The following is a 23,592-nucleotide window of genomic DNA, read 5'->3' as shown; positions in this document are numbered from 1 at the left end:
ACACTCGCATCGTGGCGCGCGCTCGCGTAAGCCCGTTGCAATGTCATTATTCGTGATCGGCCTCCCGCCGCCCCGAATCACGGGCGCGCGAGCCTGACGAATAGCCAGCGGAACGGTTGTTGCGAGCCAATTCGACGTGCGCCGCGAGATGCGGCGTTTTCTGAACCGGCAACGCACGCACTTGACCGACGCCGCCGTTGCATCGCTATTCGAGGCCGTTTCCCGCATGAATACCCATCCGTCCGCGCTCGCTCAGCTTTCCGCCGCGAAAACCGGCGCGCAGTCGCCCGCCAGCCGCGAGGAACGGCCACGGTCGCCGCGTCCGCGCGGACGCTGGTATTCGTTCGCGGGCGCGGGTGCGCTCGTCGCCGTGGGCTACATGGACCCCGGCAACTGGGCGACGGCGCTCGCGGGCGGCGCGCGCTACGGTTATTCGCTGCTTTTCGTCGTCCTGCTCGCGAGCCTGATGGGCATGCTGCTGCAATGGGTCGCCTCGCGCGTGGGCGTCGTGACCGGGCGGGATCTCGCGCAGTTGTGCCGCGAGCGCTACAGCCGCCGCACGACGATCGTGCTGTGGATCGCATGCGAAATCGCGATCATCGCGTGCGACGTCGCGGAGGTCGTCGGCAGCGCGGTCGCGCTCCAGATGCTCTTCGGCCTCTCGCTGACCGCGGGCGTGCTGATCTCGGCGGTCGGAACGTTCGCGATGCTCGCTCTGCAAAGCCGCGGCCGCCGGCCGCTGCAGCGGGCCGTGACGACGCTCATCTTCTTCGTGAGCCTCTGCTTCGTGATCGAACTGGCGCTCGCGCATCCGGTCTGGGGCGAGGCGATGCGCGGGCTCGCGCCATCGCGCGAACTGCTGCGCGACGCCGGCATGCTCTGGCTCGCGGCGGGCGTTCTCGGCGCCACCGTGATGCCGCACAACCTCTATCTGCACTCGGCGCTCGTGAAAGAGCACGCGAACACCCGCGACGACGTGTCCATCGGGCGCGCGCTGCGTGGCGTGAATATCGACACGTTCGCGTCGCTCGGGCTTGCGTTCATCGTCAACGCCTCGCTGCTGGTGGTCGCGGCGGCGGTGTTCCATGCGAGCGGACACGTCGACATCGACGATCTCGCCGATGCGCACCGGCTGATCGCGCCGCTCGTCGGCAGTCACTGGGCGGGCGTGGTGTTTGCCGCCGCCCTGCTCGCTTGCGGCCTGAATGCGACGGTCACGGGCACGCTCGCGGGGCAGGCGGTGATGGAAGGCTTCCTGCACCTGAAAATGGCCCGCTGGGCCCGTGCGATGCTCACGCGCGGCCTCGCGATCGGGCCAGCGCTCGTCGCGGTCGGCAGCTTTGGCCAGCACGGCTCGAACGCGCTGCTGGTCGCGACGCAGGTCGTGCTGAGCCTGCAACTGCCTCTCGCCGTGATTCCGCTCGTGCGCTTCGCCTCCGATTTCGGGCTGATGGGCCGCTGGCGCGTCGCGCGCGTGCCGCTCGCGCTGGCGTGGGCGTGCGCGGGCGTGATCGTCGCCCTGAACGGCGCGATGCTGTGGCAGGCGGTGCTGCCAGGCTGAAGCCGTCGATCGGGCGCCGATTTTCGGGATCGCGGTGCGATTTGTGCTGTCACACCCTGCTGTCACCCCCTTTTTGCGCCCCGAAACAGGACCCGCACTCCATGGCTTTAGGCCCATGCCCCCGTTTGCCGAAAGTTGCCGCTTCACGCCCGCTCACGCTGCTCGTCGCCCTTTTCTGCGCGAGCGGCGCGGCGCATGCCACCGTCGCCGTGTTGCAGCCCGCGCGCGAAGCCGCCGCTTCGCAGCCGCTGGAACTGACCCTGCTCTATACCGACGACGACCGCACACCCTTGAGCGTCGAAGTACCGAAGCAACTCACCGTCAGTCTGACCAACGGCGATCTGCCGCCCGTGCCGCTCACGCTTGCGCGCGATCCGGACGTGCCCGACCATCTGCGCCTCGCGCCGGGCCAATACCGCCGCGTGCGCTTTTCCGCGCCGTGGCCCGAGTCGGCGCGCGGCACGGTGAAGATCGATCCGGTCGGCTTCGATGCGTCGCCGATGCTCGTCACGCTCAATCGCAGCGAAACGCAGACGCAGGTCGTGGCGGCCGAGCAGCGTGAGGCGCAGGCGACGACCCCCGCGCAGGTCGCGAGCGCGAGCGCCGCCGCGAATGCGGTCGCCTTGCCGGCGTCCACCAGCGATACGATGCTTTCCGGCCGCTTCTCGACGTTCGATCCGATCTATTTCGCCGACGGCAAGAACGGCGATAATCTCGCCAAATTCCAGTTCAGCTTCAAGTACCGTCTGCATCTCCCGGACGATCCACGCTCGCGCGGCCTGCTCGACAATCTTTACTTCGGCTATACGCAGACGGCGATCTGGAATCTGTCCGCGGAGTCCTCGCCGTTTCGCGACATCAGCTTCCAGCCGCAACTGTTCTACTACGTGGAAGACACCGGCTGGAAGAGTCCGCTTTTCACGCGCATGGGCGTTTCCGCGGGCTTCGGGCATGAGTCGAACGGCAAGAGCGGCGACGAATCGCGCGCGATCAATATCGCGTTCGTGCGCCCGACGTGGGATTTCGGCGATCTGAACGCCCATCACCTGACGCTCTCGCCGAAGTTCTACTACTACCTGTCGAAATCGGGCAATCAGGACATCGCGGATTACCGCGGCTACGTGGACTTTCTCGTGAAGTACGGCAGCCCGGACGGCTGGCAGCTCGCGACTACGCTGCGCAAGGGCACGAAGCACTGGTACGGCAGCATCGATTCGCAGTTCACGTATCCGCTCGCCAAGCTGATCGGCAGCGCGTGGGGCGGCTATCTGTTCGTGAGCTACTTCAACGGCTATGGCGAGGATATCCTCGACTACAACCAGCGGCATCACTGGATCGCGCGAATAGGCTACAGTATCGCGCGCTGAACTTTTTTTGAGATTTGGACCGCTCTGATGATGCGGTCACAAGTGAACCCCATGGCTTCCAATCTTCACGACCTTCCCGACAGCCCCTGTATCGGCGTGTGCTCCACGCTTTTCGACGATATTTGCAAGGGCTGCGGCCGCACGGCCGGCGAGGTCTCCAACTGGGTCTTTCTGACCGACGACGAAAAACGCGCGATCTGGGAACGCATCACGCGCGAAGGCACGGCGATGCGGTTTCGGAACGACAGACTCTGACGCCGATAGAAAAACGGCCCGCTCTTTCGAGACGGGCCGCTTCGTAGCGCTGTCGCCAGGCCGGCGCTTACTGAATCCCCTGGCTCGACAAAAAGTCTTCGTAATTCCCGCCGAAGTCCCGCAGCGTGCCATTGGTCTTCACTTCGATGATCCGGTCCGCCAGCCCGCTCACGAACTCGCGGTCGTGCGACACGAAGATCAGCGTGCCTTCGAACTTCTCCAGCGCGATCTGCAGCGACTCGATCGACTCCATGTCCATGTGGTTCGTCGGCTCGTCCATCAGGAGCACGTTGTGGCGGCCGAGCATCAGCTTGCCCCAGATCATGCGGCCCTTCTCACCGCCCGACAGCACCTTCACGTTCTTCCTGATGTCGTCCGCGTTGAACAGCAGCCGGCCGAGCGTGCCGCGCATCATCTGCTCGTCATCGCCTTCCTTGCGGTACTGGTCGATCCACTCGGTCAGCGTCTCGTCCTTCGGAAACTCTTCGTACGTGTCCTGCGGCATGTAACCGACGTTCGCGTTCTCCGCCCACTTCACGGTGCCGTGATCGAGATCCAGCGCGCCCTTGAGCGACTTGAGCAGCGTGGTCTTGCCCGCGCCGTTCTCGCCGATGATCGCGATGCGCTCGCCCGGCTGCACGGACAGCGAGAAGTTCTGGAAGATCGTGCGGTCGTACTTCTTGGTGATGTCTTCCGCGACCACCGCGATGTTATGCAGCTTCTTCTCGTACTCGAAGCGGATGAACGGATTCTGACGCGACGACGGCTTGAATTCCTCGATCTTGATCTTGTCGATCATCTTGAGGCGGCTGGTGGCCTGACGCGCCTTCGACTTGTTGGCCGAGAAACGGCGCACGAAGTCCTGAAGATCGGCCACGCGCTCCTTCGCCTTCTGATTGGCGTTCTGCTGACGCTCGCGCGCCTGCGTGGAGGCCAGCATGTAGTCGTCGTAATTGCCCGGCCAGATCTTCAGCGTGCCGTAATCCATGTCCGCCATGTGCGTGCAGACCTGGTTCAGGAAGTGCCGATCGTGCGAGATGATGATCATCGTCGAGTTGTACTGGTTGAGCACGTCTTCCAGCCAACGGATCGAGTTGATGTCGAGGTTGTTGGTCGGCTCGTCGAGCAGCAGCACGTCGGGCTTCGAGAACAGCGCCTGTGCGAGCAGCACGCGCAGCTTCCAGCCAGGCGCGACGTTGCTCATCGGGCCGTTGTGATCGTTGATGTCGATGCCGATGCCGAGCAGCAGCTCGCCCGCGCGCGCCTCGGCCGTGTAGCCGTCGTATTCGGCGAACTTGGCTTCGAGGTCGGCGGCGCGCATGTAGTCGTCGTCCGTCGCGTCGGGGTTCGCGTAGATCGCGTCGCGCTCGGTCATCGCGGCCCACATTTCGGTGTGGCCCATCATGACGACGTCGAGCACGCGCATGTCTTCATAGGCGAACTGATCCTGGCGCAGCTTGCCGAGGCGGATGTTCGGCTCCAGCATGACGTTGCCGGAACTCGGCTCCAGGTCGCCGCCGAGGATTTTCATGAACGTCGACTTGCCGCAGCCGTTCGCCCCGATCAGTCCATAGCGGTTTCCTTCGCCGAACTTGACCGAGATGTTCTCGAAGAGGGGCTTGGGCCCGAATTGCATGGTGATGTTGGCGGTAGACAGCACGGCGCGTCCTTTTGAATGGGGTACGACGAAAAACCTAAGATTTTAGCAGCTTTTGGCGGGGTTTTCCCGCGTTTCACCGATGCGGGCGCTCAGCGCGAAGTCGCGCCGCCAGGAAAAAGGGCGCGGCCAGTGCGGCCGCGCCCGTGCTTTCCGACGACGCTCCGCACGAGGCGGATGCGCCCTGGCCCTACGTTCGTTCGGCGATGAACGCCTTCACCACGCCCGCATCCGCGGGAACGATATCGAACCTTTGTGGCAATTTTTCAAGTCCCACGAACGCCGACGGCCGCTCCGGCTCGCAATCGAGCGCCTCGCGGATCGTCTCGCCGAACTTGATCGGCTGCGCGGTTTCCAGGACGATCATCGGCACGCCGGGCTTCAGGTTCTCGCGCGCGACCTTCACGCCGTCGGCGGTATGGGTGTCGATCATCGTCTGATACCGGTCGAACACGTCGCGAATCGTCTTCACGCGATCGTCGTGTCCGCTCTTGCCGGACACGAAGCCGAATTCCTTCACACGCGCGAAGTCGCCGCTCGCCGCGAGATCGAAGCCGCCCTGCTCTTCCACGTCGCGGAAAAGCTGCAGCACGCGCGCCGGGTCGCGGCCCAGCAAGTCGTACACGAAGCGCTCGAAGTTCGACGCCTTCGAGATGTCCATGCTCGGGCTGGTCGTGTGATACGTCTCGGCCGCGCCGCGCACGCGGTACACGCCCGTCTTGAAGAACTCGTCGAGCACGTCGTTTTCGTTGGTCGCGACGACGAGCTGATCGATCGGCAGGCCCATCATGCGCGCGATATGCCCGGCGCACACATTGCCGAAGTTGCCCGAGGGCACCGTGAACGACACGCGCTCCTCGTTGCTCGCCGTCGCCGCGAAGTAGCCCTTGAAGTAGTACACGACCTGCGCGACGACGCGCGCCCAGTTGATCGAATTGACGGTGCCGATCTTGTGCTTCGCCTTGTAGGCATGATCGTTCGACACGGCCTTGACGATGTCCTGGCAGTTGTCGAAATTGCCCTCGACGGCCAGATTGAAGATGTTCGGGTCTTGCAGCGAGAACATCTGCGCGGTCTGGAACGCGCTCATCTTCCCGTGCGGCGACAGCATGAACACGCGCACGCCGGTCTTGCCGCGCATCGCGTATTCGGCCGCGCTGCCGGTATCGCCCGAGGTCGCGCCGAGAATGTTCAGCTCTTCGCCGTGTCTGGCCAATGCGTACTCGAACAGATTGCCGAGCAGCTGCATCGCCATGTCCTTGAAGGCGAGCGTCGGGCCGTTCGACAATTCCAGCAGCGACAGCGTCGTGCCGTTTTCCTCGCCGAGCGTCTTCAACGGCGTGATCTGCACCGCGCTTTCTTCATGGCGCACATTGCTGTACACCTGCGCCGTGTAGGTCTTGCGCGTGAGCGAGCGCAGGTCGTCGGCGGGAATGTCGTCGCTGAACTTGGACAGCACTTCGAACGCGAGATCCGCGTACGACAGCGTGCGCCATATCGCGAGTTCGGCGGCGCTGACCTTCGGATAGTCGTTCGGCAGATACAGACCGCCGTCTTTCGCGAGGCCGCCCAGCAGAATGTCCGAGAACGTGTGGCGCTCGTTCTGGCCGGCGCCGCGCGTCGAGATGTAGTTCATCGTGCTAACCCGTGCTTAGTTGAGCGCTTCCATGCGCAGCTTCGTCACCTTCGAGACGACCGTGGAGAGCGCTTCGATCTCGCCGATCGCCGCGTTCACGTTCTTTTCCAGCGTCTCGTGCGTGATGAGGATGATGTCCGTTTCGCCCTTGTTCGCGCCGTCGACTTCTTCCGATTCCTTTTGCAGCAACGCGTCGATGGAAATGGCCTTGTCGGCGAGAATGCGCGTGATGTTCGCGAGCACGCCGGTCACGTCGGCGACGCGCAGGCGCAGGTAGTAGCCGCTCGTCACTTCGTCGATCGGCAGGATCGGCGTGTTCGACAGGCTGTCCGGCTGGAACGCCAGATGCGGCACGCGATGCTCCGGGTCGGCCGTATGCAGGCGCGTCACGTCGACGAGATCGGCGACCACGGCGGATGCCGTCGGCTCCGCGCCCGCGCCCTTGCCGTAGTACAGCGTAGTGCCGACCGCATCGCCGTGCACGACGACCGCGTTCATCGCGCCTTCCACGTTCGCGAGCAGGCGCTTGGCGGGAATGAGCGTCGGATGCGTGCGCAGTTCGATGCCCTTTTCCGTGCGCCGCGCGATGCCCAGCAGCTTGATACGGTAGCCGAGGTCCTCGGCGTAACGAATGTCGATGGCCGCGAGCTTGCTGATGCCTTCCACATACGCGCGATCGAACTGCACCGGCACGCCGAACGCGATCGCGCTCATGATCGTGACCTTGTGCGCGGCATCGACGCCTTCGATGTCGAAGGTCGGATCGGCTTCGGCGTAACCGAGTTCCTGCGCGGCTTTGAGCGCGGTCGCGAAATCGAGCCCGCGGTCGCGCATTTCCGAAAGAATGTAGTTCGTCGTGCCGTTGATGATGCCCGCGATGTATTGAATCTGGTTCGCCGTCAGGCCTTCGCGCAGCGCCTTGATGATCGGAATGCCGCCCGCCACCGCCGCCTCGAACGCGACCATCACGCCCTTCGCGCGCGCGGCTTCGAAAATCTCCGTGCCGTGCACCGCGAGCAGCGCCTTGTTGGCCGTCACGACGTGCTTGCCGTTGGCGATCGCGCGCAGCACCAGTTCGCGCGCGAAGCCCGTGCCGCCGATCATTTCGCACACGATATCGATGGAAGGATCGTCGACGACCGCGCCGAAGTCGTCCGTCACCGCGATGCCCTGAGCGGCAGCGGCCTCGGCCTTCGCCGGCGTGCGCACCGCGACGCGCGCGATTTCGATGCCGCGGCCCGCGCGTCGTTTGATTTCTTCCTGGTTACGGCGCAGCACCGTGAAGGTGCCGCTGCCGACCGTGCCGAAGCCCAAGAGTCCTACTTTGATCGGTTCCATGCAGCGCGAGTCTTTAAAGAGAAATTAAGCGGAATGCCGTTTGCGATAGCCGTCGAGGAAGCGCGCGATGCGGTTCACCGAATCCGCGAGATCGTCGACGTTCGGCAGGAAGACCACGCGGAAATGATCCGGCGTCGGCCAGTTGAAGCCCGTGCCCTGCACCAGCAGCACACGCTCTTCGAGCAGGAGGTCGGTGATGAACTGCTGATCGTCCTGGATCGGGTACATCTTCGGATCGAGCTTCGGGAACATGTAGAGCGCGGCCTGCGGCTTCACGCAGGTCACGCCCGGAATGGCCGTGAGCATCTCGTACGCGAGCTCGCGTTGTTTGTAGAGACGCCCGCCCGGCAGGATCAGATCGTTGATGCTCTGATAGCCGCCCAAGGCCGTCTGGATCGCATACTGGCCGGGCACGTTCGGGCAGAGGCGCATCGACGCGAGAATGCCGAGGCCTTCGAGATAATCCTTCGCGCGGCGGCGGTTTTCTTCGATCAGCCCGGAAATCGCCATCCAGCCCGCGCGATAACCGCACGAACGGTAGCTCTTCGACAGGCTGTTGAACGTGACCGTGATCACGTCCTCCGAGAGCGCGGCCATCGACGTATGCGTCTTGCCGTCGTAGATGATCTTGTCGTAGACCTCGTCCGCGAAAATGATGAGGCCGTGCTCGCGGGCAAGCGCGATCAGGTCGAGCAGCAGTTCGTCCGAATACAGCGCGCCCGTGGGGTTGTTCGGATTGATCACGACGAGCGCCTTCGTGTTCGGCGTGATCTTCGCGCGGATGTCGTCCAGGTCCGGCATCCAGCCGTTGCTCTCGTCGCACATATAGTGGCGCGGCGTGCCCGCCGAGAGGCTCACGGCCGCCGTCCAGAGCGGGTAGTCGGGCGCGGGCAGCAGCACTTCGTCGCCGTCGTTGAGCAGCGCCTGCATCGCCATGACGATGAGTTCGGACGCGCCGTTGCCGATGTAGATATCGTCCAGTTCCACGCCCGCCACGCCCTTTTGCTGCGTGTAATGCATGATCGCCTTGCGCGCGGCGAACACGCCCTTCGAATCCGAATAGCCCGAACTGCCCGGCAGATTGCGGATCATGTCCTGGATGATCTCGTCCGGCGCTTCGAAGCCGAACGGCGCCAGATTGCCGATATTGAGCTTGATGATGCGATGGCCTTCTTCCTCGAGGCGCTTCGCATGTTCGAGCACAGGTCCGCGAATGTCGTAGCAGACGTTTTGCAGCTTGTTGGATTTGAGAATCGGTTTCACGGCTGGCGCTCTGGTTCTGTTGTGAATGCGGACGGTTTTGTGGTGCCGGTCGGATGCGGCCCGGTATTTCGCGCAGCCAGCCACGCGCGCGGGCGGCCGCGGGGCGTGGTGCGAAAAACCGAGGGTGAAGCCTGAAGGCGGCTCGCCCGGACGATCCGCTCGTTCCCGAGCGCCGAACGATGCATTTCTGACGCCGCGCCAGGTAAGGCGGGGGGCGATGCGGACCGGATTGCGAGTCGGAGGCGGCTTGTGGCTGGCACGCGAGCGCAACAGGCGGCGCACGAGCGAGCCCGGCAGCCGAAAAGTTATAATTTACTGATTATGACTCAGTTCCGCAATGCACCAAAGGAACGCGGTCCGCAACGCCGTTTCCGTCGCGAAAAGCCGGCATGAAAGGCCGGCGCGAAACGCGAAAAGCCGCGTCGCGGGCTGAGTCTTCACTTCTTCCCTTGCCGGATCACTGTTTTGAAACTGCACCAGGATTCCAACAGCGCGCTCAACACCATCACGAGCTACGGAGACGGTTTCGTGGCGATCAATCTCGAAAGACACGAAAGCAGCGTGATCGTCATGCCCCAGACGCCCGTCGCGGCGTGGCCGGTGTCGTCGTTCGAGGCGCTCACGCCCGAGCACTTCGAGGCGCTCGTTCAGGCCGCCCCGGAAGTCGTCATCTTCGGCAGCGGCTCGCGGTTGCGCTTTCCGCACCCGCGCCTCACGGCGCAACTGGCGAAGCACCGCATCGGCGTCGAGACGATGGATTTCGGCGCGGCGTGCCGCACCTATAACATCCTGATGTCCGAAGGCCGCCGTGTCGCCGCCGCGCTGCTGATCGAAGCCTGAGGAACCGCTAAGGAACCGTTAAGGAAGCGCTGTCAGACTCGCGCCCGTTCGGGTATCGGCGCGAGCGGGCGCCGGCTCCGCGTCAAAATTGACAATCGCCGGGCGGGCGTGCGCTACACTCCCGCCCGCATGCGTCTTTCCGGGACGCGCGCCGGGGGGCGGCGCGACGCATCCGGCGGCGGTCGCGGCGATGCCGGGCCGGCCGCCGGCCGGCATGCGCGCGGCGCACCGGCGCCAGGCGAACTCTCGGCGAAAATGCGTGCCTGAGCATGCGCACGCCGTATTCACGCGCAGCCCGCGCGCACCGCCCATTTCGTTTCACTAGCGCCGCGCATCGCGGCATCGGACAGGTCGACTTCATGAACGATAAGCCTTCGCGGCTACCGCTCACGCATCTTTCGCTCATTCTTCTGATTCTCGCGCTCGCGATCGTCTGGTTCGCGCCGCTCGGGCTGCGCCATCTCGTGCCCAGCGACGAAGGCCGCTATGCCGAAATGGCGCGCGAGATGTTCGTGACCGGCGACTGGATCACGCCGCGTTACAACGGCTACAAATACTTCGAAAAGCCGCCGCTGCAGACCTGGGCGAACGCGCTCACGTTCGCCTGGTTCGGCATCGGCGAATGGCAGGCGCGGCTCTATACGGCGCTCACCGGTTTCGCCGGCGTGCTGCTCGTCGGCTATACCGGCACGCGGGTGTTCAACGCAATGACCGGCTTCGCCGCCGCCGTCATTCTCGCGACCTGCCCGTACTGGAACCTGATGGGCCACTTCAACGCGCTCGACATGGGCCTGTCGTTCTGGATGGAACTGACGCTCTGCGCGCTGCTGCTTGCCCAGCGTCCCGGCCTTTCGACGCGTCACGTGCGCCTCTGGATGTGGCTCTGCTGGGCCGGCATGGGCGCGGCGGTGTTGTCCAAGGGCCTCGTCGGCCTGATCCTGCCGGGCGCGGTCCTCGTGCTCTACTCGCTCGTCTCGCGCGACTGGGCGCTCTGGCGAAGGCTCTATATCGGCAGCGGCGTGATCGTGTTCCTGATCGTGACGGCGCCGTGGTTCGTGCTCGTGCAGATGAAGAATCCCGAGTTCTTCGACTTCTTCTTCATCGTGCAGCAATTCAGGCGCTACCTGACGCCGGAACAGAACCGCCCGGGCGCGTGGTACTACTTCGTGCCCGTGCTGCTCGTCGGTTTTCTGCCGTGGCTGTCGATAGCCTTTCAAAGCGTGCGTCACGGTCTGAAAACGCCGCGCCAGCCCAATGGCTTCGCGCCGGTCACGATGCTGCTGGTCTGGTCGGCCTTCATCTTTCTGTTCTTCAGCGCGTCGCACTCGAAGCTTTTGTCTTACGTGCTGCCGATTGCGCCGGCGCTCGCGCTCGTGATCGGCCTTTATCTGCCGTCGCTCACGAAATCGCGGTACCGCATGCATCTGATCGGCTACGCGGTGTTTCTGATCGCGGCGGCGTTCGGCGCGATTTTCATCGGCCGCGCGGGCAGCGCCACGAATCCGAACGCGCTGTATCGTGCGTTCCAGGTGTGGGTGTACGCGGGCCTCGCGGTCGCCTTCGTGGTCACGATCTTCGCGCTCTGGCTGAACCGCCGCAGCGTGCTCGCGGGCGCGGCCGGGCTGGGTGCGGCGTGGCTGTTGCTCGGCACGATCGCGGGCACGGGGCACGACGTGTTCGGCAAGGAAAGCTCAGGCGTCAAGCTCGTGCCGGCCGTGACGGCCGCGATGGCCAAGCTGCCGCCCGACACGCCCTTCTATTCCATCGCCAAGCTCGACCACACGATGCCCTTCTATCTGGGACACACGATGATCATGGTCCAGGAAGCCGACGAACTGACCTTCGGCGTGCAGACCGAGCCGCAAAAATGGGTGCCGAGCCTCGACGAGTGGATCAGGCGATGGGACGCCGACCGTTACGCCCTCGCCCTCATGGGTCCGGGCCGTTACGACGAACTCGCGGCACGCCATGTGCCGATGCAGGTCATCGCGCGCGACGCGCGGCGTGTGATCGTCGAAAAACCGCAGCCGTGAGCGATATTGCACCGCACGATCGTTCGGCATTTCGAGATGAACCGAGTATCCTTGTCCCGTATTTGAAAAACGCACGATGAACCCGATTTCCTTCATTTGTATCGTCATCGGCGTATTGTTGAACGCATGCGCCCAACTGCTGCTCAAAGCCGGCGTGAACGCGGTCGGTCATTTCGAGATGACGCCCGCGAACATCCTGCCGGTCGGCATCAAGATCGCGACGCAGTTGCCCATCATCGGCGGGCTCGCGTGCTATGTGCTGAGCGTCGTCGTGTGGATCGTCGGGCTGTCGCGGGTGGACGTCTCGGTCGCCTATCCGATGCTCTCGCTCGGCTACGTCGTCAATGCGTTCGCGGCGTGGTATCTGTTCGGCGAAGTTCTGTCGATGCAGCGGCTCATCGGCATCGGCATCATTCTCGTGGGCGTCGTGGTGCTCGCGCGCGGCTGAGGCCGCGCGGTCGAACGTTCGATCGGATCAATTCATTTTTTTGGCGCTAGTCCATGACTCAAACAACGCGGCCGTTCCTGCCTTTCGTGAAGCCGGAGATCGACGAAGAGACCATTCAGGGCGTCGTCGACGTGCTGCGCTCGGGCTGGATCACCACCGGCCCGCAATGTCAGCAGTTCGAAGCCGAACTCTCCGCGTATGTCGGCGGCCGTCCCGTGCGGGCGTTCAACTCGGGCACCTGCACGATGGAGATCGGCTTGCGCATCGCGGGCGTCGGGCCGGGCGACGAAGTCATCACCACGCCGATGACCTGGGTCTCGACCGCGAACGTGATTCTCGACGTGGGCGCGACGCCGGTGTTCGTCGACATCGATCCGGTCACGCGCAATATCGACCTGAACCTGCTCGAGCGCGCCATCACGCCGCGCACCAAGGCGATCATGCCGGTGTATCTGGCGGGCCTGCCCGTCGATATGGACAGGCTCTACGAGATCGCGCGCGCCCACAAGCTGCGCGTGATCGAGGACGCCGCGCAGGCGTTCGGTTCGACGTGGAAAGGCAAGCGCATCGGCGCGATCGGCGACATCGTGTCGTTCAGCTTCCACGCCAACAAGAACGTGACGTCGATCGAAGGCGGCGCGCTCGTGCTCAACAACGAGGACGAGGCGGAACTCGCGCGCAAGTACCGGCTGCAAGGCATCACGCGCACGGGCTTCGACGGCATGGATTGCGACGTGCTCGGCGGCAAGTACAACCTGACGGACGTCGCGGCGCGCGTCGGGCTCGGCCAGTTGCGCCAGATCGAGCGCTTCACGGAAAAACGCCGCGCACTCGCGCGCGCCTATTTCGATGCGTTCGAAGGCGGCGCGGCCGTAAAGCTCGGCGTCGGCCTGCCGCCGCGCAATTTCACCGACAGCAACTGGCACATGTTCCAGATCGCGCTGCCGCTCGACAAACTGAAGCTCACGCGCGCGGAGTTCATGGGCGAACTGAAGGCGCGTGGCATCGGCGCGGGCGTGCATTATCCGGCGCTGCATCTGTTCACGCTGTATCGGGCGCGCGGGTTCGGCGAAGGCATGTTCCCGCATGCGGAGCGCTACGGCGCGTCCACGGTCACGCTGCCGCTCTTCACGCTGATGAGCACGGACGACGTCGCGCACGTCGTGAAATCGATCGACGAGATCTGCGAACAGTTCGGCGACGCACAACTCAACGGGTAACACCAGCAAGGACACTCAGCGCAACATGAGTCATTTGGATTTTCCGGCGACGACTCCCGAGCTTTCGGTGATCATCCCCGTGTACAACGAGCAGGACGGCCTTGCCGCCCTCTTTCAGCGCCTCTATCCGGCGCTCGATGCGCTCGGCACGTCGTACGAGGTGATCTTCATCAACGACGGCAGCCGCGACAAATCGGCCGCGCTGCTGGCGCAGCAATTCCACGTGCGGCCCGACACCACGCGCGTCATTCTGCTCAACGGCAATTACGGGCAGCACATGGCGATTCTCGCGGGCTTCGAGCAGTCGCGCGGCGAGATCGTCGTCACGCTCGACGCCGACCTGCAGAATCCGCCCGAGGAAATCGGCAAGCTCGTCGGCAAGATGCGCGAGGGTTACGACTACGTCGGCACCATTCGCCAGCAGCGGCAGGACAGCCTGTGGCGCAAGAAGGCGTCGCGCGCGATGAACCGCCTGCGCGAGCGCATCACCAAGATCAAGATGACGGATCAGGGCTGCATGCTGCGCGCCTACAGCCGCCATATCATCGACACGATCAACCGCTGCGGCGAGATCAACACGTTCATTCCGGCGCTCGCGTACACCTTCGCGCAGAACCCGATCGAAGTCGATGTCGCGCACGAAGAGCGCTTCGCGGGCGAATCGAAGTACTCGCTCTATAGCCTCATCCGCCTGAACTTCGATCTCGTCACGGGGTTCTCCGTGGTGCCGCTGCAATGGCTGTCGTTTATCGGCGTGATCCTGTCGGTCGGCTCGGCGGGCCTGTTCCTGCTGCTGGTGATTCGCCGCTTCATGTTCGGCGCGGAAGTCCAGGGTGTGTTCACCCTCTTCGCCATTACGTTCTTCATGCTCGGCGTGATCATCTTCGCGCTCGGGCTGCTCGGCGAGTACATCGGGCGCATTTATCAGCAAGTGCGCGCGCGGCCGCGCTATCTCGTGCAGACCATTCTGGAGCAGCGCGACGGCCTGCCCTCCGCGGTCAGGCCGGCTCAGGAGGCGGTGCAGCCTGTCGCGGTCGTCACGCGTGAGGACAACGGTCGATGAAGCCGCGCGCAGTCGTCTTCGCCTATCACAACGTCGGCGTGCGCTGCCTGCAGGTGCTGCTCGCGCGCGGCGTCGATGTCGCGCTGGTGGTCACGCACGAGGACAGCGCGAGCGAGAACATCTGGTTCGGCAGCGTCGCTCAGGTCGCGGCGGAACACGGCATCGAAACGATCACGCCCGCCGATCCGAAGTCGCCCGAGCTCTTCGACGCGGTGGAAAGCCTCGCGCCGGATTTCATCTTCTCGTTCTATTACCGGAACATGCTGCCCGTGTCGCTGCTGTCGCTCGCGAGGCGCGGCGCGTACAACATGCACGGCTCGCTGCTGCCGAAGTATCGCGGCCGCGTGCCGACGAACTGGGCGGTGCTCAACGGCGAAACCGAAGCCGGCGCGACGCTGCACGAAATGGCCGAGAAGCCCGATGCGGGCGCGATCCTCGCGCAGACCCCGGTGCCGATTCTCCCCGACGACACCGCGAGCCAGGTCTTCGACAAAACCGTGGTCGCCGCCGAGCAGACGCTTTGGCGCGTGCTGCCCGCCTTGCTCGCGGGCGAAGCGCCGCATCTGCCGAACGATCTCGCGTCGGGCAGCTATTACGGCGGACGCAAGCCGGAGGACGGGCGCATCGACTGGTCGCAGCCGGGCGAGCGCGTCTACAACCTGATCCGCGCGGTTGCGCCGCCGTATCCGGGCGCGTTCACGGATATCGGCGCGGAGCGCTTCATCGTCGCGCGGGCGCGGCTCGTGCCGGAAACGGGCGCGCCGGGCGTGCCGCCCGAAAGACTCCGTGAGCTGCGACGTTTGCCCCCGGGCCTGAGCGTGACGGATAATGCGCTGTTTGGCGTCTGCGGCGACGGCCGCGTCATTGCCATCCACGAGTTGCGTCACCGGCCACTCGATGCCGGCGGCGCTCCGTCGAACGAAGCGCGCACCGTCGAACCCGCCGAATTTGGCCGCATCATTCAATCCTCTCGTCATTCATGAAAAAAGTTCTGATTCTGGGTGTCAATGGCTTCATCGGCCATCACCTGTCCAAGCGCATCCTCGAAACCACGGACTGGGAAGTCTTCGGGATGGACATGCAAACCGACCGCCTGGGCGACCTCGCGAATCACGAGCGGATGCATTTCTTCGAAGGCGACATCACGATCAACAAGGAGTGGGTCGAGTATCACGTGAAGAAGTGCGACGTGATCCTGCCGCTCGTTGCGATCGCCACGCCCGCGACCTACGTGAAGCAGCCGCTGCGCGTGTTCGAGCTCGACTTCGAAGCCAATCTGCCGATCGTGCGTTCGGCCGTGAAATACGGCAAGCATCTGGTGTTTCCGTCGACTTCCGAGGTGTACGGTATGTGCACCGACGAGCAGTTCGACCCGGAGAACTCGGTGCTCTCCTACGGCCCCATCAACAAGCCGCGCTGGATCTACGCGTGCTCCAAGCAGTTGATGGACCGCGTGATCTGGGGCTACGGCATGGAAGGCCTGAACTTCACGCTGTTCCGTCCGTTCAACTGGATCGGCCCGGGCCTCGACTCGATCTACACGCCGAAGGAAGGTTCGTCGCGCGTCGTGACGCAGTTCCTCGGCCACATCGTGCGCGGCGAGAACATCAGTCTCGTCGACGGCGGCGCGCAAAAGCGCGCGTTCACCGATATCGACGACGGCATCGGCGCGCTCATGAAGATCATCGAGAACAAGGACGGCGTGGCGTCGGGCAAGATCTACAACATCGGAAACCCGACCAACAACTTCTCGGTGCGCGAACTCGCGAACAAGATGCTCGCGCTCGCGAACCAGATTCCCGAGTACGCGGAGAGCGCGAAGAAGGTGCAACTCGTCGAGACTTCGTCGGGCGCGTACTACGGCGCGGGCTATCAGGACGTGCAGAACCGCGTGCCGAAGATCGACAACACCATGCAGGAACTCGGCTGGAAGCCGGAAGCGTCGATGGACGACGCGCTGCGCAAGATTTTCGAAGCGTATCGCGCGCACGTGGGCGAAGCCCGCAAGCTCGTCGAACAGGCGTAAAGGCAAGCGCGTGGCCCGCATCGTTCTCAAGATCGACGTCGATACCTTGCGCGGCACGCGCGAAGGCGTGCCCAATCTCGGGCGCCTGCTCGACAAATTCAGCGCCCGCGCGACCTTCCTCTTCAGCCTCGGCCCGGATCACACGGGCTGGGCGCTGCGGCGCGTTTTCCGGCCGGGCTTTCTGAAGAAGGTGTCGCGCACGTCGGTGGTCGAGCATTACGGCGTGAAGACGCTGATGTACGGCGTGCTGCTGCCGGGGCCGGACATCGGCCGCGAAGCCGTGTCCGAAATGCGCGCGATCCACGAGGCCGGCTTCGAATGCGGCATCCATACGTGGGATCACGTCTACTGGCAGGACAACGTGCGCGCGCGCGATCGCGCATGGACCGTCGCGCAGATGGAGCAGAGCCACGCGCGCTTCATCGAGATTTTCGGCGCGCCGCCCGTCACGCACGGCGCGGCGGGCTGGCAGATGAACGGCTACGCGTTCGAGCAGATCGACGCCTGGGGCATGCGCTATGCGTCCGACGGGCGCGGTCATACGCCGTACATTCCCGTGCTCGACGGCCGCACGCTGAACCACGTCCAGATGCCGACCACGCTGCCTACGCTCGACGAAGTGCTGGGTGTCGACGGCGTCGACGAAAGCAGCGTCGCCGCGCATCTGCTGCGTTACACGGCGGACAATCCGCACGATCAGGTGTTCACGCTGCACGCGGAACTCGAAGGCCAGAAGCTCGCGCCGATCTTCGAGCAACTGCTTGCCGGCTGGCGCGCGCAGGGACACAGCTTCGCCACGATGGGCGATTACCATGCGGCGCTGGACCGCGCGACGCTGCCCACGTACCCTGTCACGTGGGGCGAGATTCCGGGCCGCGCGGGCGAACTCATCGTCCAGCCGGGCTGAAAGCGGCGCGTGGCCGCTTCGCATCTCGTCGCTCTTTCTCACCGACAAATCACAACAACCGGAGAAACCTACGTGTCAGTTGCAGTCGACCAGCCCGTACCCGACTTCACCGCACCCGCGACGGGTGGCGAGTTCACGCTTTCGAGCCTGCGCGGCACGAAAGTCGTGCTCTTTTTCTATCCGAAGGACAACACGCCGGGCTGCACGACCGAAAGCCTGCAATTTCGCGACCACTACGACCAGTTCAAGGCCGCCGGCGCGGAAATCGTGGGCATCTCGCGCGACAGCGTGAAATCGCATGACAACTTCAAGGCCAAGCTGGAGTTGCCTTACACGCTCGTTTCAGACGGCGACGAAGCCATCTGCTCGCTCTTCGATGTCATCAAAATGAAGAAAATGTATGGCAAGGAAGTGCGCGGCGTGGAGCGCTCGACCTTCCTCATCGACGCGAAAGGCGTGCTTCGGCGCGAGTTCCGCGGCGTCAAGGTGCCAGGCCACGTAGAGGCCATCGTCGAGGCTGTACAAGCGATTTGAGGCACGCTATATTGGACCGCAATGAGCGCCTGTCCACCCCATTTCCGTAGTCTTCGCGCAAGCCGCCGTGCGCCTGCCGGCGCGGCCGGCATGGACCCGGGCTATGCGGAGTCGGCAAGGGAAACGCGCTCTGAAACAGAAGTCAGCCGCTGGTTCCGCTAATCGGAACGGCGGCTTTTTTATTTGGCGCCGCACGAGAGCCACGCTGTCCCGGCTTGCGCGCGTCGCGCCGCACGCAACCTCCAAGGAGCAGATCGAAACTTAGGCGAACCGGCGATTTCGACAACGAAGCGCGCCACCGGGCGCAAACTGCTGGAATCGTATTGCTTCGAGGGCGTACGAGCAGGATGCGACAGGCGGCGCACGATACACGAACCCGATTCCTTTCGAGGGAACACCATGCCTTTGCCTACCGCCCCGGCCAAGCTCGGCCATCTCCTTCCGGCTGAAGAATACAAGGCCAAAGCCCGGCCTTCGAAGCAGTCGAAAAAAACTGCGGCGGCGAGCGATGACGACGCCTTTGGCGCGGTCGAGACCGCCACCGCCGAGCGTCCCGCAGCCAACGCCGCGCATACGCTGCGCTCGATCGCGAGCGAAGTGCTGACCCAGATTCCGTCCGAAGCGCACGCCGAAGCGGCCGTGCCGCCGCCCGCGCCCGGCTCCGTGCCGACGCGCGGCCGAAAATCGAAACAGACCGCGGCGCTCCTGCAGCCGGCGCCCGCCGCGCGCGACACGCCGGCCGGATTCGAGGCCCGCGCCGAACGTGCGGAACGCGCTGAAACGCCCGTTGCGCCCGCCCCATCCGCCGCCCGCGACGAAGCCAGGACCCAGGGCAAACGCCGCAAGGCCGCGACCGCCGAAACCGAACTGCGCAAGCTTTTCGTGCTCGACACCAACGTGCTGATGCACGATCCGAGCTCGCTCTTCCGCTTCGAGGAACACGACGTCTATCTGCCGATGATGACGTTGGAAGAACTCGACAACCACAAAAAGGGCATGTCGGAAGTCGCGCGCAACGCGCGTCAGGTCAGCCGCACGCTGGATGCGCTCGTCGCGCACACGGGCAAGATGACCGAAGGCATTCCGCTTTCGTCGCAAGGCAACCGCGACGCGCTCGGCCGCCTCTACTTCCAGACCACGCTCACGGATATCGAGCCGGTTCAGGGCTTGCCCGTCGGCAAGGCGGACAACCAGATTCTCGGCGTCGTGCGCGCGTTGCAGAAGGAGCGGCCGGACCGTCAGGTGGTGCTGGTGTCGAAAGACATCAACATGCGCATCAAGGCGCATGCGCTGGGACTGCCCGCCGAAGACTATTTCAACGACCAGGTTCTCGAGGACAAGGATCTCCTGTACTCGGGCGTGCGCGCGCTGCCGCAGGATTTCTGGACCCGGCATGCGAAGGGTATGGAAAGCTGGCAGGACACGAAAACCGGCACGACGTATTACCGCGTGACCGGGCCGCTGTGTCCGTCGATGCTGGTCAACGAGTTCGTGTATCTCGAACCGCAGAACGGCGAACCGTCGTTTCACGCGGTCGTGCGCGAGCTGAACGGCAAGACCGCCCTGTTGCAAACGCTGCGCGACTACGGCCATCACAAGAACAACGTGTGGGGCATCACGGCGCGCAACCGCGAGCAGAACTTCGCGCTCAACCTCCTGATGAACCCGGAAGTCGATTTCGTCACGCTGCTCGGTCAGGCGGGCACCGGCAAGACGCTGATGGCGCTCGCCGCCGGTCTCGCGCAAGTGCTCGACGACAAGCGCTACAACGAGATCATCGTGACGCGTGCCACCGTGCCGGTCGGCGAGGATATCGGCTTTCTGCCGGGCACCGAGGAAGAGAAGATGCAGCCGTGGATGGGCGCGTTCGACGACAACCTCGAAGTGCTCCAGAAAACCGACGATGCCGCAGGCGAATGGGGCCGAGCCGCGACTCAGGAGCTGATCCGTTCGCGCCTGAAGGTGAAGAGCATGAACTTCATGCGCGGCCGGACGTTCGTCGACAAGTACGTGATCATCGACGAAGCGCAGAACCTGACGCCCAAGCAGATGAAGACGCTCGTCACGCGCGCGGGCCCTGGCACGAAGATCATTTGCCTGGGCAATATCGCGCAGATCGACACGCCGTATCTGACCGAAGGCAGTTCGGGGCTGACATACGTCGTCGACCGCTTCAAGGGCTGGACGCACAGCGGTCACGTGACGCTCGCGCGCGGCGAGCGTTCGCGTCTCGCCGATTACGCGTCCGATATTCTCTAATCACGGCGGAATTTCGTCGCATCGAGACGGCCTGGCGGAGCGATCCGCCAGGCCTTTTCTTTTGCTGGACGTGCACCGGCGGCAACACTTACGGCACAAACTTCATGTAAATCCTCAAGACATCTTGCCGCACGCCCGTTCGGCGGGCTAGTATCGGCACAACCGCCCTTCCTGGCGAATTTTCGCTCGCCTTTCTGCAATGTCTCGAATCTGGTTGCCGCTTCTCGTCGCCGTGCTGCTCGCCGCGTGTGGAACCGCGCCGCAGCAGGCTGCGCGCAGCAAGCCCGCCGCCAGCACGAGTGCGAACCGAACCTATAAGCCGCCGCCCGGCTTCCCGACCTTCGTCGATCACAGCGTCGGGCGTGAGGAAATCTCCATCCAGGCGATGTCGCTCGTCGGCGTGCCCTACCGCTGGGGCGGCAACACGCCCGACGCGGGTTTCGATTGCAGCGGCCTCGTGCGCTATGTCGTCGATCGCGCGGCGTCGGTGAATCTGCCGCGCACGACGGCGGAAATGAGTTCGCGCGGCGACTCGGTCGAACCCGACGAGATCGCGCCCGGCGATTTGATCTTCTTCAACACGACCGGGCGGCCGCATTCGCATGTGGGGATCTACGTCGGCAAGCTGCGTTTCGTGAATGCGCCGTCCACGGGCGGCACCGTGCGGCTCGACTATCTGACAAACCCCTATTGGGCGAAGCGCTTCGACGGCATCCGGCGGGTCGCGCCGCCGAAGTCGACGCCAGCGCCTTTCGATGCGCCGACTTATTTGGCATCGCCTGCGTCCGCGCCTGCCGCGACGCCGCCTGTCGCGACACCTGCGCCGCCGCCCGCACCCGCGCCGACTTACGCGCCGACTTACGCGCGTCAAGCGCCGCCACCGGCAAGCGCCGACGCCTTCGAGCCGCCGCCATCGACGCTCACCGCGGCGCAGCGACAATCGCAAGCCGCCGGCGCGACGACGCCATCGGTTGCCGCCATCGGCGCCGCGCCCGATCCGATCCAGGCCGCCGCCGACGCCTTCGAGCCGCCGCCCCCCACTTCACGCGCTGCGCGTCAGCAGGCGCGCACTGCGCAGGCCGCCGCCGACGACCCCGCCGAACCGCCCGTTCGCGTCATGCGCGCCTCTACAGGATCGCTTGCCGCGCCCCGCCCCGTGCAAAACGACGATCCTATCGCCCGCTTCGCGACCGGCACGAACTGACGCGCGCGGCGCGTCTCTGCTATCGTGTTCCGATCATTCGTCGACGGAGCGGAACATGGACTTGGGACTCGCGGAAAAGGTCGTCCTGATTACGGGCGGCAGCAAGGGAATCGGATTTGCATGCGCGAAAGCGTTCGCGAGCGAGGGCGCGAAAGTCGCCATCGTCTCGCGCGATGCCGCGAATCTCGCCCGCGCCCGCGAGCAACTGGCCAGCAGCGGCTATCACGTGCATCTCGCGCGCGCCGATCTGCATGAGGCGCACAGCGCCGAGGATGTCGTCGAGGAAGCGAGCGCCGCGCTCGGCCCCATCGACATTCTGATCAACAGCGCCGGCGCCGCGCGCCGCTACGACCCCGATACGCTCGATGCCGCCGCGTACAAGGCGGCCATGGACGCGAAATACTTCTCCTACGTCTATCCGCAGCAAGTCGTGCTCAAACGCATGGCCGAGCGACTGCGCAACGAACCGGGCGCCGAGCCGGGCGCGATCGTCAATATCGTCGGGATGGGCGGGAAAATTGCGACGGACATTCATATCGCGGGCGGCGCGGCGAATGCGGCGCTGATGCTCAATACCGTCGGACTCGCGCATCATTACGCGAAGCTCGGCATCCGCATCAACGCGATCAATCCGGGCGGCACGCTCACGGAGCGCGTCGAGGAAGCGCTGGAGCTGGAAGCGAAGCGGCAAGGCGTCACGCGCGATCAGGTGCTCGCCGAGAGCCAGGCGAAGGTGCCGCTCGGGCGTTATGCCAGGCCCGAGGAAATTGCCGACGTGGCGCTGTTTCTGGCGAGCCGCCGCGCGAGTTACGTGTCGGGCGCGATCATTCCGATGGACGGCGTGTCCTCGCCGATCATCTGACGCGCGCCCGCGGGCGCGGGGTGCGGCTCAGAGGAAGTGGTGGCCGACCCACCAGCCCGCCGCGGCAAGCGCGGCGGACGCGGGGATCGTCAGAATCCACGCCCACACGATGTTCCCGGCGACGCCCCAGCGCACCGCGCTGAACTTCTGCGTCGCGCCCACGCCGACGATCGCGCCGGTGATCGTGTGCGTCGTGGATACGGGAATGCCGAGGAACGACGCGACGAAAAGCGTGATCGCCCCGCCCGTCTCCGCACAGAAACCGCCCACGGGCTTGAGCTTCGTGATCTTCTGGCCCATCGTGCGCACGATGCGCCACCCGCCGAAGAGCGTGCCGAGACCCATCGACAGGTAGCAGAGCCCGATGACCCAGGCCGGCGGCGCATCGGCGGTGGACGAAGCGTAACCCGTCGCAATCAGCAGCATCCAGATGATGCCGATGGTCTTTTGCGCGTCGTTGCCGCCGTGGCCGAGCGAATAGAGGCCGGCCGAGACAAGCTGCATGCGGCGAAAACGCCGGTCGACCTTCGAGGGCGGCGTGCGGAAATACAGCCACGACACCAGCAGCATGAAGAACGAACCGAGCACGAAGCCGAGCAGCGGCGAGATGAAGATGAACGCCACGGTCTTGAGCAAACCGTCGATGTTGAGCGACCCCCAGCCCGACTTGGCGAGCGCCGCGCCGACGAGACCGCCGATCAGCGCATGCGACGAGCTCGACGGGATGCCGTAGATCCAGGTGACGATATTCCAGCCGATCGCGCCGACGAGCGCGCCGAAAATCACGTACTGATCGACGATTTCGGGGTCGATCGTGCCCTTGCCGACGGTCGCCGCGACCTTCAAGTGAAAGATGAAATACGCGATCACGTTGAACGCGGCGGCGAACGCGACGGCCTGCTGCGGCTTGAGCACGCCGGTCGAAACGACCGTGGCGATGGAATTGGCGGCGTCGTGAAAGCCGTTCATGAAGTCGAACGCGAGTGCGACTATGACGAGCAAGGCGACTGCCCAGATGGCGAGTTGAATCGAATGCATCAGTTGGTGTTGTTTTCTGCCGGCGCGCGAAACGGCGCGGGTTGTCTGTCGTCGTTACCCGCGGCGCGTCAGGCGTCGCGG

General features: G+C 64.5%; 20 protein-coding genes. 15 read left to right on the top strand and 5 right to left on the bottom strand.

Annotated features, from left to right (window positions below):
* Positions 1–226 precede the first annotated feature (226 nt).
* The 3 genes from AWB70_RS06365 (at position 227) to AWB70_RS06355 (ending at position 3,183) form a co-directional block, all read left to right on the top strand.
* Positions 227–1,561 (top strand): Nramp family divalent metal transporter, encoded by a 1,335-nt coding sequence (locus AWB70_RS06365; protein WP_053568131.1) that lies wholly within the window; start codon positions 227–229, stop codon positions 1,559–1,561.
* A gap of 101 nt (positions 1,562–1,662) precedes the next feature.
* Entirely contained in the window at positions 1,663–2,928 is a 1,266-nt protein-coding gene (locus tag AWB70_RS06360; RefSeq protein WP_235024147.1) for a phospholipase A, read from the top strand.
* 51 nt (positions 2,929–2,979) lie between these two features.
* Positions 2,980–3,183, top strand: a complete 204-nt coding sequence (locus AWB70_RS06355) for a DUF1289 domain-containing protein (protein WP_053568051.1) — start codon at positions 2,980–2,982, stop codon at positions 3,181–3,183.
* 67 nt (positions 3,184–3,250) lie between these two features.
* Here the strand turns inward: AWB70_RS06355 and AWB70_RS06350 are convergent, their stop codons facing one another.
* The 4 genes from AWB70_RS06350 to AWB70_RS06335 form a co-directional block, all read right to left on the bottom strand.
* Entirely contained in the window at positions 3,251–4,843 is a 1,593-nt protein-coding gene (locus tag AWB70_RS06350; protein ID WP_014191253.1) for an ABC-F family ATPase, read from the bottom strand.
* A 187-nt stretch (positions 4,844–5,030) separates the two neighbouring features.
* Complete coding sequence (gene thrC / locus AWB70_RS06345; protein ID WP_053568050.1) at positions 5,031–6,476, bottom strand: threonine synthase; 1,446 nt, start codon at positions 6,474–6,476, stop codon at positions 5,031–5,033.
* Between the two features lie 15 nt (positions 6,477–6,491).
* Positions 6,492–7,814 carry a homoserine dehydrogenase gene (locus AWB70_RS06340; RefSeq protein WP_014191251.1) on the bottom strand — a complete coding sequence of 441 codons (1,323 nt, stop codon included), beginning with the start codon at positions 7,812–7,814 and terminating at the stop codon, positions 6,492–6,494.
* Positions 7,815–7,838: 24 nt separating this feature from the next.
* Positions 7,839–9,077, bottom strand: a complete 1,239-nt coding sequence (locus tag AWB70_RS06335; RefSeq protein ID WP_014191250.1) for a pyridoxal phosphate-dependent aminotransferase — start codon at positions 9,075–9,077, stop codon at positions 7,839–7,841.
* 465 nt (positions 9,078–9,542) lie between these two features.
* Here AWB70_RS06335 and AWB70_RS06330 point away from each other — a divergent pair, with 465 nt between their 5' ends.
* From AWB70_RS06330 to AWB70_RS06275, 12 genes are all read left to right on the top strand, one after another.
* Positions 9,543–9,917 carry an Mth938-like domain-containing protein gene (locus AWB70_RS06330; protein ID WP_053568049.1) on the top strand — a complete coding sequence of 125 codons (375 nt, stop codon included), beginning with the start codon at positions 9,543–9,545 and terminating at the stop codon, positions 9,915–9,917.
* A gap of 359 nt (positions 9,918–10,276) precedes the next feature.
* The gene (locus AWB70_RS06325; RefSeq protein ID WP_053568130.1) at positions 10,277–11,950 is read left to right on the top strand and encodes a glycosyltransferase family 39 protein; all 1,674 of its coding nucleotides are present in this window, start codon (positions 10,277–10,279) and stop codon (positions 11,948–11,950) included.
* 76 nt (positions 11,951–12,026) lie between these two features.
* A complete protein-coding gene (locus tag AWB70_RS06320) occupies positions 12,027–12,398 on the top strand; it encodes an SMR family transporter (protein ID WP_014191247.1) in 372 nt (123 codons plus the stop codon).
* 53 nt (positions 12,399–12,451) lie between these two features.
* Positions 12,452–13,618, top strand: coding sequence for a DegT/DnrJ/EryC1/StrS family aminotransferase (locus AWB70_RS06315; protein ID WP_053568047.1), 1,167 nt, complete (start codon positions 12,452–12,454; stop codon positions 13,616–13,618).
* Between the two features lie 25 nt (positions 13,619–13,643).
* On the top strand, positions 13,644–14,681 hold the full coding sequence (locus AWB70_RS06310) for a glycosyltransferase (protein WP_014191245.1): 1,038 nt from the start codon (positions 13,644–13,646) through the stop codon (positions 14,679–14,681).
* Positions 14,678–15,664 carry a formyltransferase gene (locus AWB70_RS06305; protein ID WP_053568046.1) on the top strand — a complete coding sequence of 329 codons (987 nt, stop codon included), beginning with the start codon at positions 14,678–14,680 and terminating at the stop codon, positions 15,662–15,664. The genes AWB70_RS06310 and AWB70_RS06305 overlap by 4 nt, the downstream gene beginning before the upstream one ends.
* Positions 15,661–16,707, top strand: coding sequence for a bifunctional UDP-4-keto-pentose/UDP-xylose synthase (locus tag AWB70_RS06300; RefSeq protein WP_014191243.1), 1,047 nt, complete (start codon positions 15,661–15,663; stop codon positions 16,705–16,707). Before AWB70_RS06305 ends, AWB70_RS06300 begins: the two co-directional genes overlap by 4 nt.
* Before the next feature lie 10 nt (positions 16,708–16,717).
* Positions 16,718–17,614, top strand: coding sequence for a polysaccharide deacetylase family protein (locus tag AWB70_RS06295; protein WP_014191242.1), 897 nt, complete (start codon positions 16,718–16,720; stop codon positions 17,612–17,614).
* A gap of 72 nt (positions 17,615–17,686) precedes the next feature.
* Positions 17,687–18,148, top strand: a complete 462-nt coding sequence (locus tag AWB70_RS06290) for a peroxiredoxin (RefSeq protein WP_014191241.1) — start codon at positions 17,687–17,689, stop codon at positions 18,146–18,148.
* Positions 18,149–18,547: 399 nt separating this feature from the next.
* Positions 18,548–20,407 (top strand): PhoH family protein, encoded by a 1,860-nt coding sequence (locus AWB70_RS06285; RefSeq protein ID WP_053568045.1) that lies wholly within the window; start codon positions 18,548–18,550, stop codon positions 20,405–20,407.
* Between the two features lie 199 nt (positions 20,408–20,606).
* The gene (locus tag AWB70_RS06280) at positions 20,607–21,611 is read left to right on the top strand and encodes a C40 family peptidase (protein ID WP_053568044.1); all 1,005 of its coding nucleotides are present in this window, start codon (positions 20,607–20,609) and stop codon (positions 21,609–21,611) included.
* A gap of 55 nt (positions 21,612–21,666) precedes the next feature.
* On the top strand, positions 21,667–22,473 hold the full coding sequence (locus AWB70_RS06275) for an SDR family oxidoreductase (RefSeq protein ID WP_053568043.1): 807 nt from the start codon (positions 21,667–21,669) through the stop codon (positions 22,471–22,473).
* A gap of 27 nt (positions 22,474–22,500) precedes the next feature.
* Here AWB70_RS06275 and AWB70_RS06270 read toward each other — a convergent pair whose 3' ends face one another.
* On the bottom strand, positions 22,501–23,511 hold the full coding sequence (locus AWB70_RS06270; RefSeq protein ID WP_014191237.1) for an inorganic phosphate transporter: 1,011 nt from the start codon (positions 23,509–23,511) through the stop codon (positions 22,501–22,503).
* Positions 23,512–23,592: the final 81 nt, after the last annotated feature.

It is taken from the genome of Caballeronia cordobensis, assembly GCF_001544575.2.
Taxonomy (GTDB): Bacteria; Pseudomonadota; Gammaproteobacteria; order Burkholderiales; family Burkholderiaceae; genus Caballeronia; species Caballeronia cordobensis.
The sequence above is the reverse complement of the archived record's forward strand: the minus strand, read 5'-3'. Positions and strand labels throughout refer to the sequence as shown.